We start from the raw sequence: 16,498 nt of genomic DNA, 5'->3' as shown, positions 1-16,498 counted from the left end.
CGAGACTGAGCGTTGATATCAGAAGGACACGTTTAAGCATCTTTGAACTCTCCAAATGGCACCAGAATCCCGGCGACACGGGCAATGGCTTTGATCCCGCCAAAGTGCAGGAACTACGGGGCACCCAGCCAGATTGTGAAAAAAGACCCACCCCCAACAGACCGCAAACAAGGACACACTTCCAGAGAATACCGTTCAGCCCATCAACAAAGAAATCCATCAACAAACCTCTAACACCAATTCCGCAGCGTCTCCCCCTGACCTCAAGTTGCTAGCCAATGGGCCGATTGGCCAAAATCTCTGCCTTGATGTGATCGAAGATACTGGCGGTCGGTCCATGTCGATACAGCAGGATTGCACTATCCGCGCAGCGCGATCTCTGGGTGACACGATCATCCTCACCATACTGGACCGAATAGGTTTTTTCCTTCAAAGCTTCATAAAGTACGACCATGGCTCGGGTTGTCAAATCGCCAGAGTCAACGAGCACGCCCATTTCGGTGTTGATGTTGACCGACCGGGGGTTCCAGTTGAACGACCCGACAAACAGGTATCGGTTGTCGATGGTATATGCCTTTTTATGCAAGCCCGCGCGACTTGCATAACATCACCTGCTCCGCAAGCGGTTCAGGCTTTTTTGCGACCAGACCTGTCTTAGATCGTAGAAAGCCTCGAAGGCCGGAACTCCGTTTTGAATGATCGCATGGGGCTGTTTGCTTCCGATATAGATGTAAACATCGGGCGGGACCTGTTGCGGCGCGTCCAGGGTCCCGGCGCGAATGAACAGGATCCGGGCAGAGACAACCTTGGAAAACCGCAGGTACTCGCTCCAGACGGCCACATGGCAGTTTGCGCAGCGCGAAATCCTCTGCCCGCAACCAGACGGCGTTTGGGCTATGTCTTCAACGATATCGCCGGACAACAGCAGAACATTGCTGGCCTCGATCAGAGCATTGATCGCATGTGTACTGCCCGTTTGCCGCTGGCACTTCCGGCAATGGCAGCCATGCACGATCAAGGGTGAAGCCAAAAGCCTGTAGCGGACCGCGCCACAATCGCAGCTCCCATCCAACTGAGCGTCACACATGATCAAGCCTCCTGCATCTGGATTTCGAGCCGCGTTTCATTATTCCGGGTGGATTCTGGCCGTGCCCGGGCCTGCCAAATTTCTGCAACCGTCCCGCGCCTTTCCGAGTTTCGATCACGCCGCCAAAGCGCTGCCCGCCAGATACGGTGTCAGGCAGTCGACAAAGACCTCCGCCATTGCGCCAGCATGGGTCAGCGGGGCCATGTGCCCCTGATCGGGAAGCAGCAATTCGACGGCCTGGGGATGCGCCCGCGCCAAGGCCCGGCACATGGTCTCCGTCGCCCTCGGCGAACGGCCACCCCGCAAAATGGTCAGAGGACCTGCGTAGCGGACCTGATCCGTCGTCCAGCGACCCGAGAACACCTCGGCCATGTCGCGCAACATGCCCGGGTGATGTGCCAAAAGACGGTTTTGCTGATCAGGGTTCAATCGCGCCCAACTTCCCTGCCCCGACCAGAACTCGATGAACGCGCGGATCAGGGTCACAGGCGGCTGGTCGCGGAGTTCAAACCAGAGCGTATCCAATTCGGGCGACAGATGCTGCGTACCCTCATGCGACACGACGATCGGATCGTAGAGCGTTATGCTCTGTACCCGGTCCGGTAAGGTATTGGCCAACTGCATGGCAATTGCGCCGCCAAAGGAATGCGCCAAAAGATGGGTCTGGCACGTCTGCCCCTCCAGCAGGGCAGCCAATATGTCCAGCCGGTCTGTCTTGTCCGCGGACGCTGAACCATAACCGGGCAGGTCCGGTGCAAGAACGGTCGCCTGACCTGAAACCGCATCCGACAAGGCGCGCCACTGCTTGCCGGTGCTGGCCGAGCCGTGCAGGGCAAGAATAACGGGGAGATCCTGTTTCATTCTAAACCTCGTAGTCACGATAGGCCCGGTCAACTTGCCGGGGATTTCAGCGCATTGCGGGCAATCGGGAAAAGGCGGGGGATCAGCATCGGAACCAATTTCTGATAGGCGCGGTAGGTGTCGCCGAATTCGCGCACCAGAGATCGCTCCTCGAACCACAAGCCGATCAGCACATAGGTTGTCATCGCCCCGGCAAACAGCAGGTGGCCAGCCGTCATATGGGGCGTACCAAAGAACACGAGAATGACGCCCAACTGCATCGGGTGGCGCACAAAGCGATAAAGCGCCGGGGTGCGAAACTGCGGCTTGGGCATCGCCCGTCCAGTATTGGCCGACCAGATCTGGCGCAGGCCGAACAGTTCGAAATGGTCGATCAGGAAGGTCGACAGCAGGACCAGAACGACACCCGTGCCGCAGACCGCGTAGGCAAACCAAGCGTAGATACCGCCGACTTGCCAGATCGTTGCGGGCATCGGTTGCCACTGCCACAGAGCCAAGCCCAGAAACAGTGCCGATTGCAGAACGTAAGTACTGCGCTCAGCCTCAGCCGGGACAATCGTTGTCCACCAGCGTTTGAAACGGTCCCGCGCCATCAGGCTGTGGAAGAAGCCAAACAGAAAGACCAACCCAAGATTGATTAACACGGCCATACCAACCGGGCCGGGCGCGCCACTGTTGATCGTTTTGACCACCGGAAGCCCAAGCAGAAACGCGATCATGTAAAGAAAGACCATGTTAAAAAGGACATAGGCTGTAATGCCATAGAGGATAAGGCCGGGACGTTTCATCTCTGGCTCCTGTTGTTAAATGTAAGTTCTACGCGACCCGCAAACTGTCGGCGGGCCATGACAGGATTACGCGGGGACAGGACCCTATGCTTGAGTGGTGCCTGAGGATTTCCTGAAGATTTTAGGGTTTCTTGAAATCAGGCGGTTTGTGTCGGCCGCAAAGATCGGGCTAGAAACACTTAATGCTGTATGAGTTTGACGCGTATCGGCTGAATACCGAGCTTTTGGAGCTGACCGGCCCAAACGGCCCCATTGCGTTGGAGCCCAAATGCCTTGCCCTGCTGCAGTTCCTGATCCGCAACCGGGATCGCGCCGTGTCCAAAGACCAGATTTTTGCGGCGGTCTGGCCCGATCTGATCGTGACCGAAGCATCGCTATCGACCGCCATTCGCCAAATACGAAAGGCCCTGGACGATGACGGAAACCGCCAGACAATGATCCGCACCATACGCGGCTATGGCTTTCGTTTCGTGGCCGAGGTTTCCGAAAAACACAGCGCCCGCCCTGTTGACACCCGCCAACCCAACCCGGGCGGGTTTGTCGCGGCGGCGGGTAAACCCACGTTGGCGATCCGGCCCTTTCAACTGATCGGTGGTGACGCCACCCAAATCGCGATAGCCGAGGCGATACCTGCGGAATTGATCGCCACCCTGTCCCGGCTGCGCTGGATCAATATCATCGCTCGCGGGTCCAGCTTTCGGTTTTCGGGACCCGACACCGATTTGACCCGCATGGGTTCGCAACTCGCCGCGCAATTTGTGGCCTCGGGCACCGTGGAATGGCAGGACACCCGGATTGCCATCCACACCGAATTATCCGACGCCCGATCCGGCCAGGTGATCTGGAGCGACCGAGTGACCGGAGCCATCGCGGACGTGTACGAGATGCGCGCCCGCATCGCGCGCGACCTCGCCATCGCGCTTGAATTGCGCCTGCCGGTACACGAAGCCGACCGCCTGACCCACATCCCTTCGGAAAACCTTGATGCATGGGGGCACTATCATCTCGGGATACGGCATATGTACCGATACAATCATGCCGACAATCAGGTCGCTGCCGGTCACTTTCGAACGGCAATTGCCCAAGACCCGGGATTTGCCCGCGCCCATTGCGGGCTGTCCTATACCGAGTTCAAAAACGCCTTTCAGCATTTCGCAGCAGATACGGGCCTGCATGCCAGATTGGCGCTGGGACATGCCGAAGATGCACTGCAGCTCGACCCGCTGGACCCGTTCTGCAATCTGATCTACGGGCGCGCGAAATGGTTGCTTGGGGACGCCGAACAAGGGCTGGTTTGGGTGGACCGATCCATCGACCTGAACCCCAACTAAGCCTTTGGCTTTTACAACAATGCCACGCTGAACACGGTGCTGTGTAACGGTGAAACAGCCGACCAAAAAGTGCAGACAGCCCTGCGGCTCAGCCCGTTAGACCCACATCTGCAATCCATGTACGGCACCCGCGCTTTGGCCGCCTTCGCCTCGGGCGACCTGACCGCAGCCAGCACCTATGCCGACCACGCGCTGAACGCGCCCAATCCGCATCTCTATGTCTTCATGATCGGCGCGGTCGTGCATGCCGAAGCCGGGAACCCGGACAAGGCCCGAACCTGCGTTGAGGCCATCCGCGCCAAAAACGTGCCGTTCGGAAAGCCCGAGTTCCTGACCCATTTCAATCTGCGTCAAACGGATCGGCTGGACGCCTTGACCGCATCCCTGAACAAGCTGTCGCTATAACATGCATCTGAATGCGGCGTGGGCTCGTCTATCTAGTCCCGACAGACGCCTCGGCCCACCACGCATCGCAGGTTTCAACGTCCAGTCGGGCCGAAAGGCCAATGCCTATGAGTTCGGTTTGCTGTGGCTGGGCAACCTCGTTAATCGCGACGACGGAACCGACGATTTGAACCGCGAAGCCAGCGCCATGTCTTCCCCGGACGTGGCCTTTGAAGCGATAGAGAGCCTCAGGCCGGGATGTCAGTATCAGGGAAAGCTCTGCCTGATCAAAGGATTGGGGCCCGGCGTACGACCATTTTACATAAGCCGGATGGGCCGCGTGGGTCATGTCGGTCTGGGCTTGCCCTGTCAGTAGAAGCTGCTCGACCCCAAGCTGCTCGCTTGTTGTTATCTCTGCACCGGAATTCAATGCTGACAGGTTTTTTCGCAAGCTCTGATCCAACAGCGCTTTGCTGACCGCGACCAGTTGCGCGCAAGCGATCTGGTGGTTGAACTGCGGCGCGATCAACGGATCGCGGGTCAAGGCGTCGAATTGGAGGCCATCCACAACCGTGACGATTCCGGAATACAGCAGGTCGGGTTCGGCATGGGCGACGTTTGCGATACGGGCAGGATCGGCGATGCCGCTGGCTTCGATGATCATGTGATCGGGGCGGGGGTGACGGTCCAACGCGTCGCCGACGGCAAGAAACAAGTCCGCACCCATGGTGCAGCACACGCAGCCATTGGACAGTTCCAGCGTGTCTTCCCTGGCCGAGACCAGCAGGCTGGCATCAATGTTGATCGCACCGAAATCGTTCACCAGAACCAGAATTCGCAGCCCGTGATCCGACCCCAATATCCGGTTGATCAGGGTTGTTTTCCCCGCACCCAGATATCCGCCGATCACGGTCAGAGGCAAGCGCTTCATAGGCGATGGACCTCGCCGCCCAGAACGGTGCCCAGAACCGGTATGTCTTTCAGCGCGACCGGGTCAACGCCCAAAGGGTCATCGCCCAGCACGACGAAATCAGCGCGCTTTCCGGTTTGGATCGAGCCGATCTCATTATCCATTTTCAACGTCTGCGCGGCTCCGAGGGTGATCGCGTAAAGCGCCTCTTCAACGGTGATGCATTGGGCGGGGCCCAGTATCTGCCCGCTCATGGTTTGCCGGTTCACAGCGCACCAGGCGGTGAACAGAGGCCCCATTGGCGTCACCGGCGCGTCAGAATGGATCGCGGTGACAACCCCGGCGTCAAGGCAATCGCGTACGGCATCCATCGCACAAGCCCGGTTCGGACCGATGGTCAACGCGGCATGCTGGTCGCCAAAATACCAGATGTGATTGGCAAAGATGTTGCAGGCAACGCCCAGTTCGGCGGCGCGCCGGAACAAGGCTGCATCCATCATCTGACAATGCTGCAAGACGTGGCGCGCACCGGGCCAAGGGTGTTTTCGCGCGGCGGCCTCAAGCGCGTCCAGCGTCACCTCTGCCGCTTCGTCCCCGTTTACATGGATATGCATCTGCAACCCGTGTTTCTGCATCGCTTCGCACAGTTGAAAGATCAGGTCAGGCGCGGTGTTCCAAAGCCCGTTGGGTTGCCCACCGATATATCCGGGCGCGCGGACTCGGGCGGTCCAGCCCTGAATTGACCCGTCTGTCATCAATTTGACCGCCCCCAGACGCAGCTTGTCGGTCGATGCCTGGCGCATCTTCAGAGCTGCGGCGGCGATATCCTCGGGCATCGCCCCAATCGCGCCCAGAGCGGGGACAAGACGAACGGGAAAATCCGCACGGCTGGTCGCGGTGTTCAACCGTGTCACATCGTCTTCCGTAAGCGTCGCAAAAAGATCGGTAACCGTGGTCACGCCTGCGCGCTTGCAGACTTCACCATAGGTGCGAAGGGCGGCGTCAGTCTGGGTCAGCGCCCGGAAGTCAATTCCGAGCCGACGCATGACGGGGAACATCGCCGCCATCTCCTGCAACTCGCCGGTGGGCTCTCCGCCATCATCCTTGATGACGCCCTCCACATTGGTGTCACGGTCGTACCCGGCCAGTTTTAACGCGGCAGTGTTGGCACACAGAAGGTGAAAGTTCGAAAACAGGATTGCAATCGGTCGATCCGTGCTGACCCGATCCAGATTGTACCGGCTGAGCCGTTCGCTGGTCAGGAAGATCGGGTCAAACCCCCAACCCACCAAGGGCTGATCCGCCGGCTGGTCTGCATCGAATTGCCTGAGCCGATCTATGACCTGCCCGATCTCGGTCATGCCCTTGTGCAGTTGCCCTTGCGGATCAATCCGGTCGTGGTAGCCGCAATAGACATAATTCCACATGGCCCCTGCCATCATGTGGGCATGGCCCTCGACGAAGCCGGGCATCAGCACGTAATCGGAAAGGTCGACAATCTCGTCGGCACCCCCCCATGGCACCGCACAATCCGGGCCGCCGACGGCCAGTATTCGTCCGTCCCGTACCGCGACATGCGTTGCATAGGGCTGGGTCCGGTCCATCGTCACAACCGATTTTGCACAGAAAAGAAGGGTTTTTTGCATCGCCGTCCTGTCGTTGTTTCCCCACAGCTATCCAAGCTTGGTCACATGGAAAAATAGAATTACCATCTGAGTATCACACAAAAAATGAAGGATAGGCTGTGCGCTTTACCCTCAAACAGCTTCAGTATTTTGACGCAGCCCTGCGCACCGGTTCAATCGCTCGGGCGTCGGTCGAGGTGAATATTTCGCAATCTTCGATCACCGCTGCCATCGACATGATCGAAAGCACCACGCAGACCGAACTGTTGCGTCGTATGCCCGCCAAAGGGATCGTGGCCACCGACAAGGGGATCGAAATCGGTGCGCGAATTCGCAGTTTCCTGGAGCAGGCGCGGATCTTTGAATCCGATTTGCTGACATTGACCGGCGATCCGGCGGGCACTCTGCGCCTGGGGTGTTACGCACCCACCGCCCCATATGTTTTGCCACCGATCCTGAAGCGCATCTCTCAAGACTTTCCGAAGATCAGGGTTGAGATCAAAGAGGGCGACATGCTCAGCATTGCCGAGATGCTGAACAGTGGTGTCGTTGATCTGGCGCTGACCTACCGCCGTGCCGCACCCAAAACCCAACCCTTTTTGGCGATGTTCAAAGCTGCGCCGATTGCCTTGATCCCGGATGTTTCGCCAATGGCACAAAAAGCGCAGGTCGCGCTGTCCGAATTGGCTGATCTGCCCATGATCCTTTTGGACCTGCCCGGCGCGCCTGACTACTTTGAGGCGCTCTTCACCGCCGAAGGACTGCGGCCGCGCGTTGCGCACACCACCAAAAGCTCATCCGTTCTGCGTGGTATGGTCGGGGCCGATCTGGGCTATGCGATCCTGAACATTTGCGGGCCCTTGGACAGAATGGGTCAGAATGGGTACGTAGCGCGCCCTATCTCGGGGCACCAAGACACGCCGTATTACGGGGTGGCTTATACCGGTGCCGGTAAACGATCGGCCCTGGTACGGACGGTGCTGGAAACCTGCGGTGAAATCGCGGAACAGGGTGGATTTGACCATCTTATTTCAACCACTGAGACTAACGCTCTCTGATTGCGCCAAAAAATGTATGAATACCCCGACAAAACAATGGTTTTCTGCATTTATCAGGATTGAGTAGCGTTTGCCCACAACACTCACCCCGGAAGAAGGTTTCAAAACCCCAGCTTTTGGCAAGACCATCAACGTGCTGGATTTGCAGAATTCGACCTTCTCGTACTAGCCTTGCGTGAAACTAAAATAAAATCGGGGCGACAAACGGCAAGATAATACACGCGACCAACCAGGAGGACTTTATGAAACTGAGCAATTTTAGAAAAGTAACGATGCCGGTTTTGGCATTTGCGCTATCCGCGACATCCGTTTGGGCCGCCGACATCACGATGAATGTGGGTTTTGGAGCCCCGGAGGAGTCCCTTTACGGCCGTTTCGGTAAAATCTTCCAGGAAAAGGTCACCGAACACACGGACGGCGCGATTGAGGTCAAACTACGCTGCTGCAACCAGATCTCGAGCGAGGATGAAGCGTTCAAGGCCATGCAGCTGGGCACGGTCGATGGGTTCTTCATCACCGCCAACAACGTCTCACCCCATTGGCCGCTGATGGATGTAACGGTGCTGCCTTACATCTTTCAGAACGCCGAACATCTGGATCGTGTGCTAAACGGCGATGTGGGCCAGCAGATGAAAGACCAGCTACAGGCCGACACCAGCGTGCACCTTCTGGCCTTTGGTCCGGCGCTCTATCGGGATTTCTACAATTCGGTGCGCCCGGTGAACACTATGGCTGATATGGAAGGTCTGAAAATCCGCGTGCCCAAAAATGAGGTCATGATTGCCACGTTCGAGGCCTTTGGCGCGAACCCGGTGCCGCTGGCGTGGTCCGAAACCCCCACTGCGCTGCAGACCGGTACTGTGGATGGCGGCGACAACGGCACGTCCTTCATCCGCGACATGAAGTTCTTTGAGTTCGAGCCACATCTGGTCATCCTAGAACATTTCGTGGCATTTGCACCGCTCTTTGCGTCAGACAACTTCATGAAGAAGCTGAATGATGAGCAGCGCGCGCAGATCATGGCTGCCGCCGAAGAGGCTGGCGCAGAGTTCGCGGCCCAGGTTGCGACCGAAACGGAAGAAGTGCGCCAGTGGCTGGTTGATGAGGGCGGCATGGCGCGCACCGATCCGGACCGCGCTGACTTCATTGCCGCTGCTCAGGGTGTTCAGCAGGAATTCGCTGAAAAGCGGGGTGAAGATTTCATCGCACTGGTGAACGCCATTCAAGCTGCAGCCCAATAAACTCAACAAGGGCGCCCCAAGAAGGCGCCCTTTTTTCGGCCCGTAAAGCGGACGAGGGACAATGATGGCTGCTCTGAAGTGGCTCGAACGGCATTTCGAGGAACTGATCTGCTGCACCTGCCTGGCGGTGATCGCCGTGGCGGTTTTTGCACAGGTGGTGGCACGCTATGTGTTTCAGGTCGCCCTGCACTGGACCGAGGAAACCGCCGCCATGTGCATGGTTTGGGCGGTCTATATGGGCGCGTCGCTGTGCGTGCGCGAGCGGTTCCACATCCGCATCATGGTCGCGGTACAGGCGCTGCCCACCGGGTTTGGCAAGATCGTCATTTTCGTCGCTGACATCTTCTGGGCCTTCTTCTGCCTGTTCATGCTGCGGATCAGTTGGGACTATCTGGCGATCTTCTGGCGGTTTCCTGAAACCAGCCCCAGCCTTGGCATCAATCAGTTCTATCCGCAGACAATTCTCGTGATCGGTTACGCCCTGATGCTGATCCGTCTTTTGCAGACTTACGTCAACTGGTGGCGTGACGGGCGAAACGGTTTACCGGGCATGCTGAATGAGGAGTGGGAAGCTACCACGAAAGATCAGGAGCATCAGATATGAGCTCTCTGATGGTTCTGGCCGTCGCCTTTGTGGTGCTGACGGTCATTGGCGTGCCGCTGTTCGTGTCGGTCGGTCTGACCACGGCTTTGGCACTGTACCTGATCGACATCCCCTACACACTGATGGCACAGACCGGCTATGGCAGCCTGACGCCATTTCCCCTGCTGACCATTCCGCTGTTCGTGCTGGCCGGGCGATTGATGGAAGTGGGGGGCATGGCGACCCGCATGATCTCTATCGCGACCAACCTTGTTGGGGCCTATCGCGGCTCAATGGGGCTGGTGACGGTCTTTGCCTGCATGCTGTTTGCCGCACTTTCGGGCTCGGGCCCAGCCACCACGGCGGCGATTGGGTCGGTCACGGTTCCGGCGATGAAGCGCGAAGGCTACGACGTGCCCTTTGCCGCCGCCATCACTGCCAGTGCGGGCGCGTTGGGCAGCCTGATCCCGCCCTCGAACCTGCTGATCATCTATGGCCTGGTCTCTGAAACCTCGATCCCGCGTCTGTTTCTGGCCGGGTTGATTCCGGGGGTCATGGTCACGATCCTGCTGATGATCACCACATACATCGTCGCCCGCCGCCGCGGGTACGGAGGCGACGGTGAGCGGTTTTCCTGGGGTCCTTTCCTGCGCGCGGCGTGGGATGGCAAATGGTCCATCGGCGCTCCGGTTCTGATCCTGGGCGGCATCTATGGCGGGGCCTTCACCCCAACCGAGGCCGCAGGCGTGGCCGTGTTCTATTCGCTGTTCGTGGGCTTCTTCATCTACCGAGAATTGACGATCAAAAAACTGATCGAGGCCCTGCGCTTTACCTCATTGCTGACCGGCATCCTGATCCTGCTGACGCCCACGCTGGCCTTCGGGCAACTGACCGCGTTCTATGACGTGCCCAAGGCGGTTCAGGACGGCATCACCTCGATCACCGAGAACAAGTTCCTCGTGCTGCTGCTGATCGGCGTGTTCTACATCTTCATCGGCACATTCATGGAGTCGCTGGCCCAGATCGTCCTGTTCACCGCCGTGTTCCTGCCGCTGGTCAGTTCGCTGGGCGTGGATCCGGTGATGTTCGGCATCTTCACCGTCATCACCTGCGAGATCGGCTTCCTGACGCCCCCCTTGGGCGCGAACCTTACGGTTGCGGCGCGGATATCCGGCATCTCGATTGAACGGATATCCGTCGCAGTGCTGCCGTTCATTCTGGCCTATGTCATCGGCATGGTGATCCTGATATTCTTCCCCGACCTTACCACTTTCCTGCCCGACTGGCTGTACGGAGAAGCGAAATAGGAGGCGACATGGTCGATCTTGTTCTGAAAGGCGGCACGATTGTCGATGGAACAGGGCGGGACGGGTTTGTCGGCGACGTGGCGGTCACAGGTGGACAAATCACCGCTGTGGTCCCCGCAGGTGAGCTATCTGAGCGCAAGGCCGCGCAAGAGATCGACGTATCAGGTCTGGTGGTCGCGCCGGGCTTCATCGACATGCACACCCATTCCGATTTCACCCTGATCGCCGACGGGCGAGCGGAAAGCCAAGTACATCAAGGGGTGACGACTGAGGTGATCGGCCAATGCGGCATCAGCTGCGCACCGGTAAACAGTCCGGATGATATCAGCCGCGTGGCACCGTGGTACACCGATCAGGCCAAGCACGACACGTGGCTCGGGTTCGGCGATTACCTCGACGTGCTGGACGCAACCGACCTTGGTGTGAACGTCATGGCGTTTGTCGGCCACGGCACGGTACATCGCGCGGTTCTGGGCGATCAACTGCACCCAGGCGAGGTCGAGGACATTGCCGAAATGGCACGTCTTGTCGATCAATGCATGGATGAAGGCGCGGCGGGGTTCTCTTCGGGTCTGGAATACTTCCCCGGCAGCCTGGCTTCTCCTGAGCATCTGGTCCCGATGTGCGAGGTCGCGGCGAAGTACAAACGCCTCTATGCCACCCATGTGCGCAATCGCGACACCCACTATGATCTGGGCTTTGCCGAAGCCATCGCCACCGCTCGCCAATCGGGCGCGAAACTGCAGATCAGCCATATCCAGCCCAAATTCGGAGCGCCGGATTACGCAATGGATCATACGCTCGAGATGATCGACCTAGCCCGTCGTCACGACGTGGACATCGCTTTCGACGTCATTCCGCACGACTGGAACCATACGCTGATGGCCGCGATCCTGCCGAAATGGGCGCAGGCGGGGTCGGTCGATGATGTCCTCAAACGGTTGGCCGACCCGGAGTGCCGCAAAAAGATCAAAGCCAACCCGCAGCCGATGTGGTTGATCGTCAAGGCCGAGAAATGGTCGGACATCATCCTGCTGAACGCCACCGTCAACAAAGACATCGTCGGAGCCGACTTTGCCGAGATCGGACGGATGCGCAATTGCCATCCCTATGATGCGGTGCTGGATATCCTGCTGGAGGAAGGCGAGAACTTGATGGCCTGCATGTGGTCTTCGAAGTCTTTCCGCAATTCAGATGTCGAACTGTGTCTGGACCAACCGGAATGCGCGGTGATCTCGGACACGGTTGCCATCGCGAACGAAGGCATCCTGAAAGACCATATCGGCTCGCTTTCGGGCTATGGCTGGGCGGCCCGGTTCTTGCAGTTCTACGTGCGCGACAAAGCGGCGCTGACGTTGGAACAAGGTGTGGCCAAGCTGACATCGATCCCAGCCAATCGGCTGGGTTTGAAGGACCGTGGGTCTCTGGTCCAAGGGCAAAAAGCTGACATCTGCGTTTTCGATCAGGCCAACATTGCAAGCAACGCAACAGCCAAAAACCCACGGCGCTATGCGTCTGGAATCGCCCATGTTCTGGTCAATGGACAATTGGCGATGAAAAACGGCCAACGCACTGCAAATAACTCCGGCCGGGTTCTGCGCGATTTCAGTAGCTTGGCGTGATCTATCGCCTTGGCCGCCTACCCAAAGTGCCAATCATCAAACCTAAGTTGTTTGAACAACATTGTTGAGCAGACTCAACGGTTCATCAAAATGACAGGCTCGGCAACGGAATTGGTTCGCATCCATTACCTTGGATGGCATCAAGGTTACCAACGTGATCAGCTAAATTTGCCTCCCTCCATGAAAGGTCTTTTGCTGCCGATAACCTTCATTGCGCCGGGCGGGAAGAAACATATCAATAAGATTTTGGCCACCTGCCGTTTCGGCGGCTGCCATTTGCGTATTCTCGCGCTAACATACCGGCATGCCATCAAATAAACCTACGGATCAGCATGATTATTTCCCGCCTTTCGGTGGTTTGAAATCCTTTTACGAGGTTGCCCTGACAGGCAGCGCGGTGAAGGCGGCTGAGCGGTTGAACGTGTCGGCTTCGTCCATCAGCCATCAGGTCAAATCGCTTGAGGCCGAACTGGGTGTCCGGCTGATCGAAAACCGCAAAGGGCGGCTGTATCTGACCGCCGACGGTAGCCAGTTCTTCGACCGGATAAAGGGCCCGATGTCCGAGATTCTGCGCGCGACCGAGGCCATCCGGTCGATGCCGGGTCGAAAACGCATTTCTCTGACGCTGACGCCTTCCTTTGCCGCCGGATGGCTGTTGCCCAGGCTGGCAGGGCTGGAACGCAGCCATCCGGATCTTGAGGTCAATCTGGTCACCACCACCCGCGTGGTCGATCTGGAACGCGAGAATGTCGATCTGGCGATCCGACGCGGAACGGGGAACTGGGCCGGGGCCGTGGTTACACCCCTTTTGCAGGAACAGATCGTGCCCGTGATGTCCCAAAAACTGGCGGCCTCCCTTGGCGACATGCCACTGCCTGAGGTTCTGAAAACCCAGCGGATTCTGGTTAACACCACCGTTGACGCCGAATGGGACGGATGGTGCACGGCGCGTGGCCTTCAGCCGCCGGCCACAGCTCAGCGCTACGGCCTAGAGACCTATGAACTGACGGTTCAGGCCGCGCAGGATGGGTTGGGCGTCGCGCTGGGGCGCAGGCCGCTGGTCGACCCGCTGCTGTCCGCAGGGGTACTGTGCGCCCCCTTCGATGTTCCGGATGCCGACAATATCGCTTATTACGTGGTGAGGCCCAAAGGCTCCATGCGGTCAGACCTCAAGCGATTTCACGACTGGCTGTTGGGCCAGAGGAGTTGAATTTTCTTCATCTCTTGATGAGGATTTTGCAGTATCGCCCCCGCCCCTCGCATCTTAGCGTCAACTCTAAGATTGCAGGAGTTTGGCGATGGCCCCGAACAGTGACATTCAGCGTAACGGCCCCCTGTCGGGCATTCGGGTCATTGATCTGACCGCGGTTGTATCCGGCCCCATGTGCACGATGATTCTGGCCGATCAGGGCGCGGACGTTATCAAGATCGAACGTGAAGACGGCGATTTCACCCGCCACGTGGCAACGCGCCGGGGGGGTCATTCGGCCTCATTCCTCAACAACAACCGCAACAAGCGGTCGGTGGTTGCAGACCTCAAGAACCCCGACGACATCGCGATGATTAAAGGGCTGGTCGAAGAGGCAGACGTCTTTATCCAGAATTTCCGGCCCGGTGTCGTGGAGCGTCTGGGGTTGGGGTACGAGGTGCTAAGCGCGCTCAACCCGCGTCTGGTCTATATGTCGATCTCCGGGTTCGGGTTCGACGGGCCTTTGGCGCACAAACCGGTCTATGACCCGCTGATTCAAGCGTTGTCGGCGCTGACCACGGTTCAGGCGGGCTCGGACGAAGAACGCCCCCGTCTGGTGCGCACAATCCTGCCCGACAAGCTGACCGCCGTGCAGGCCAGCCAGGCCGTCACTGCCGCCTTGTTTGCGCGCGAACGTACCGGCAATGGGCAGAAGGTGACCCTGTCGATGCTGGATACAGTGGCGGCGTTCCTCTGGGCATCCGACATGAACGGCCACACCTTTGTGGGCGACGAGATGGAGAAAGAGCAAAGCCAGTCCTTCCATGATCTGATCTACGAGGTCAAAGGCGAGTATATCAGCATTTCGATCATGCAGAACAAGCATTGGGAGGCGCTGGCCCACGCCACCGGACGCCCCGATATCCTGCAGGATGAGCGGTTTAAAACCACCGAACTGCGCGACATCAACCGCGATGCGCGCCTTGATCTGACCCAGACGATTGTGCGCGATGTGGACCGCGACACGCTGCTGGCCGCGCTGGAAGAGGCCGGCGTGCCCTGCGCCCCGGTTCTGACGCGGCGCGAGATGCGCCAGCATCCGCAACTGCAGGCCAATGGCATGTTTGTCGAATACGATCACCCCAAGGCAGGCCGTCTGCGCCAGACACGCCCTGCCGCGGTGTTCCACGGCACACCCGCAACCGATCTGCGCCCGGCTCCGGAACTGGGCGAACACTCGGCCCAGGTGCGGGCCGAACTGAGCGGCGGAAATCTGGCGGATGCGTCATGATTGATTTCTACTACTCTCCCACGCCGAATGGCTGGAAAGTGGCGATCATGCTCGGCGAAGCCGGGCTGGAGCACCGGACCATCCTGATGAACCTGCGCGCGGGCGACCAGTTCACGCCCGAATTCCGCGCCATCAGCCCCAACGCGAAAATGCCCGCCATAGTCGATCATGATGCCGAAGGCGGGCCGCAGACCGTGTTCGAAAGCGGCGCGATCCTGTTGTATCTGGCCGCGCGGTCAGGGCAGTTCGGCCCGCAGACGCCGCAGGAACAGATCGCCTTTCACGAATGGCTGTTCTGGCAGGCCGCCAATCAGGGCCCCATGGGCGGGCAGCTGAGCCACTTCGTCAATTACGCCCCCCAAGACCAGGACTATGCCCACCAGCGCTACAAGGGTGAGTTCGAACGCGCCCTGGCAGTGATGGAGACCTGGCTGGATGGGCGTGACTACATCATGGGCCGCTATACCATCGCGGATATGATGTGCTTTCCCTGGGCCTTTATCGCCAAACCTCTGGGCGTGCCGCTGGAGGAAGCTTTTCCGAATGTCGCCGCCTGGCGGCAGCGCATCAAGACGCGCCCCGCCGTCATCGACGCGATTAATCTGCACAAGGACGCGCAGTTCAGCGAAAAAACATCCGCCGGGCAAAACACCACGCTGTTCAACCAGTCCGCCGCCCATCTTATGCCCAAGCGGGAAAAGTCCGGATAACGCAACCCAATCAACCAGCAAGGAGAACCCAATGCCCAAGATCGAAGGAAGCTGCCTGTGCGGTCAGGTCACCTATAGCTCAAGCGCGGAAGAACCTGCGATGATGGTGGTCTGCCACTGCCCCGATTGCCAGAAACAAAGCGGTTGCGCCTATTCCACCAATGTTCTGGTGCCGACCTCGTCCATCACCTTTAACGGCGATAGCCTCAGTCAATATGTGGTCAACGGGGCCTCGGGTCAGCCGGTGACGCGGAATTTCTGCAAGAACTGCGGGTCTCCGCTGGCCACGGAACTGCCTGCTTTTGAGAATCTGGCGGCGGTCAAGGCCGGGACGCTGCAGGATAGCTCGTGGGTCAAACCGACGATCCAGATCTGGTGCGATTCCGCGCAGCCCTGGGGTACGCTGAGCGACGACATGGCCAAAGCCCCTGCCAATCCGGGCTAAGCCCGCGATTTGACACTCCGTTCCGCGACTGCTGTGATCGGCGCGGAAGATGCAGGTTCAGTTGCA

The 16,498-nt window shown here is 58.7% G+C and carries 17 protein-coding genes; 11 read left to right on the top strand and 6 right to left on the bottom strand.

The annotated features are described in order from the left end of the window. Positions 1 to 271: 271 nt before the first annotated feature. The 4 genes from ACR0NJ_RS07340 to mddA all read right to left on the bottom strand — a co-directional run bounded on the left by ACR0NJ_RS07340 (position 272) and on the right by mddA (position 2,736). Positions 272 to 586 (bottom strand): phospholipase D-like domain-containing protein, encoded by a 315-nt coding sequence (locus ACR0NJ_RS07340; RefSeq protein WP_480816475.1) that lies wholly within the window; start codon positions 584 to 586, stop codon positions 272 to 274. Positions 587 to 607: 21 nt separating this feature from the next. Next, positions 608 to 1,087 (bottom strand): GFA family protein, encoded by a 480-nt coding sequence (locus ACR0NJ_RS07335; RefSeq protein WP_480816474.1) that lies wholly within the window; start codon positions 1,085 to 1,087, stop codon positions 608 to 610. 114 nt (positions 1,088 to 1,201) lie between these two features. After that, entirely contained in the window at positions 1,202 to 1,948 is a 747-nt protein-coding gene (locus tag ACR0NJ_RS07330; protein WP_480816473.1) for an alpha/beta fold hydrolase, read from the bottom strand. A gap of 29 nt (positions 1,949 to 1,977) precedes the next feature. Continuing rightward, positions 1,978 to 2,736 carry a methanethiol S-methyltransferase gene (mddA, locus tag ACR0NJ_RS07325; protein ID WP_480816472.1) on the bottom strand — a complete coding sequence of 253 codons (759 nt, stop codon included), beginning with the start codon at positions 2,734 to 2,736 and terminating at the stop codon, positions 1,978 to 1,980. Between the two features lie 182 nt (positions 2,737 to 2,918). On the opposite strand from mddA, the gene ACR0NJ_RS07320 reads away from it, so the two are divergent. Further along, positions 2,919 to 4,067: a winged helix-turn-helix domain-containing protein gene (locus ACR0NJ_RS07320; protein WP_480816471.1), complete on the top strand. Its 1,149-nt coding sequence runs from the start codon at positions 2,919 to 2,921 to the stop codon at positions 4,065 to 4,067. Between the two features lie 69 nt (positions 4,068 to 4,136). Then, a complete protein-coding gene (locus ACR0NJ_RS07315; protein WP_480816470.1) occupies positions 4,137 to 4,472 on the top strand; it encodes a tetratricopeptide repeat protein in 336 nt (111 codons plus the stop codon). A gap of 28 nt (positions 4,473 to 4,500) precedes the next feature. Here the strand turns inward: ACR0NJ_RS07315 and ACR0NJ_RS07310 are convergent, their stop codons facing one another. Both ACR0NJ_RS07310 and ACR0NJ_RS07305 read right to left on the bottom strand, forming a co-directional pair. After that, positions 4,501 to 5,382: a CobW family GTP-binding protein gene (locus ACR0NJ_RS07310; protein WP_480816469.1), complete on the bottom strand. Its 882-nt coding sequence runs from the start codon at positions 5,380 to 5,382 to the stop codon at positions 4,501 to 4,503. Next, the gene (locus ACR0NJ_RS07305; protein WP_480816468.1) at positions 5,379 to 6,965 is read right to left on the bottom strand and encodes an amidohydrolase; all 1,587 of its coding nucleotides are present in this window, start codon (positions 6,963 to 6,965) and stop codon (positions 5,379 to 5,381) included. The genes ACR0NJ_RS07310 and ACR0NJ_RS07305 overlap by 4 nt, the downstream gene beginning before the upstream one ends. A gap of 140 nt (positions 6,966 to 7,105) precedes the next feature. Between ACR0NJ_RS07305 and ACR0NJ_RS07300 the strand changes: the two genes are divergently transcribed. The 9 genes from ACR0NJ_RS07300 (at position 7,106) to ACR0NJ_RS07260 (ending at position 16,432) form a co-directional block, all read left to right on the top strand. Further along, positions 7,106 to 8,044, top strand: a complete 939-nt coding sequence (locus ACR0NJ_RS07300; protein ID WP_480816467.1) for a LysR substrate-binding domain-containing protein — start codon at positions 7,106 to 7,108, stop codon at positions 8,042 to 8,044. Positions 8,045 to 8,286: 242 nt separating this feature from the next. Next, positions 8,287 to 9,285, top strand: coding sequence for a TRAP transporter substrate-binding protein (locus tag ACR0NJ_RS07295; protein WP_480816466.1), 999 nt, complete (start codon positions 8,287 to 8,289; stop codon positions 9,283 to 9,285). Between the two features lie 64 nt (positions 9,286 to 9,349). Continuing rightward, entirely contained in the window at positions 9,350 to 9,889 is a 540-nt protein-coding gene (locus ACR0NJ_RS07290; RefSeq protein ID WP_480816465.1) for a TRAP transporter small permease, read from the top strand. Then, the gene (locus ACR0NJ_RS07285) at positions 9,886 to 11,175 is read left to right on the top strand and encodes a TRAP transporter large permease (protein WP_480816464.1); all 1,290 of its coding nucleotides are present in this window, start codon (positions 9,886 to 9,888) and stop codon (positions 11,173 to 11,175) included. The genes ACR0NJ_RS07290 and ACR0NJ_RS07285 overlap by 4 nt, the downstream gene beginning before the upstream one ends. A gap of 8 nt (positions 11,176 to 11,183) precedes the next feature. Further along, positions 11,184 to 12,797, top strand: coding sequence for an N-acyl-D-amino-acid deacylase family protein (locus tag ACR0NJ_RS07280; protein ID WP_480816463.1), 1,614 nt, complete (start codon positions 11,184 to 11,186; stop codon positions 12,795 to 12,797). Positions 12,798 to 13,101: 304 nt separating this feature from the next. Continuing rightward, positions 13,102 to 14,007 carry a LysR substrate-binding domain-containing protein gene (locus ACR0NJ_RS07275; RefSeq protein ID WP_480816462.1) on the top strand — a complete coding sequence of 302 codons (906 nt, stop codon included), beginning with the start codon at positions 13,102 to 13,104 and terminating at the stop codon, positions 14,005 to 14,007. A gap of 88 nt (positions 14,008 to 14,095) precedes the next feature. After that, entirely contained in the window at positions 14,096 to 15,277 is a 1,182-nt protein-coding gene (locus ACR0NJ_RS07270) for a CaiB/BaiF CoA transferase family protein (protein WP_480816461.1), read from the top strand. Beyond that, positions 15,274 to 15,987, top strand: a complete 714-nt coding sequence (locus ACR0NJ_RS07265; RefSeq protein ID WP_480816460.1) for a glutathione S-transferase family protein — start codon at positions 15,274 to 15,276, stop codon at positions 15,985 to 15,987. Before ACR0NJ_RS07270 ends, ACR0NJ_RS07265 begins: the two co-directional genes overlap by 4 nt. A gap of 31 nt (positions 15,988 to 16,018) precedes the next feature. After that, the gene (locus tag ACR0NJ_RS07260; RefSeq protein ID WP_480816459.1) at positions 16,019 to 16,432 is read left to right on the top strand and encodes a GFA family protein; all 414 of its coding nucleotides are present in this window, start codon (positions 16,019 to 16,021) and stop codon (positions 16,430 to 16,432) included. Positions 16,433 to 16,498 lie beyond the last annotated feature (66 nt).

It is taken from the genome of Ruegeria sp. F11 (assembly GCF_056533855.1).
The sequence above is the reverse complement of the archived record's forward strand: the minus strand, read 5'-3'. Positions and strand labels throughout refer to the sequence as shown.